This is a genomic window from Pelagicoccus mobilis, assembly GCF_016595505.1.
Lineage (GTDB): Bacteria > Verrucomicrobiota > Verrucomicrobiia > Opitutales > Opitutaceae > Pelagicoccus > Pelagicoccus mobilis.
On the sequence record NZ_JAENIL010000157.1, the window covers coordinates 1 to 483 of the forward strand.

At 55.9% G+C, this 483-nt stretch carries 1 protein-coding gene; it reads right to left on the reverse strand.

Translation table 11 applies throughout. The features are described 5' to 3' along the window. Positions 1–483 (reverse strand): putative Ig domain-containing protein (locus tag JIN87_RS28035; protein ID WP_200360072.1); only part of this gene is annotated, 483 nt, incomplete at both ends.

Here is a 483-nt window from a genome sequence, read left to right on the forward strand (position 1 = left end):
TCGGATATCGCTGAGGCTGTTGGTCCGTCGTTGGTGTTGTCGACTTGGATACCAAATGTTGAGGATGCTTCTTCGCCGGATTCGTCGGTTACGGTGACTGTTACGGAGATGGAACCGACGTCGTCGTTTTCCGGAGTGCCGGAGAGTTCACCTGTGTCGGAGTCGATTGAAAGCCAGTCTGGTAGCGGATCACCGTTTTCGAGAGTCGCGGAGTAAGTGAGCGAATCGCCCGCGTCGACGTCGTCGAAGTTACCGGAAACGTCTAGGCTGAACGCGGCGTCCTCATCGGTTGTCTGGTCGGAAATAGCTGATGCAGTCGGTCCATCGTTGGTGTTGTCTACCTGGATACCGAATGTTGAGGAAGCTTCCTCGCCGGATTCGTCGGTGGCGGTTACTGTGACCGATATGGATCCGACGTCGTCGTTTTCCGGAGTGCCGGAGAGTTCACCCGTGTCCTCGTCGATTGTGAGCCAATCTGGTAGC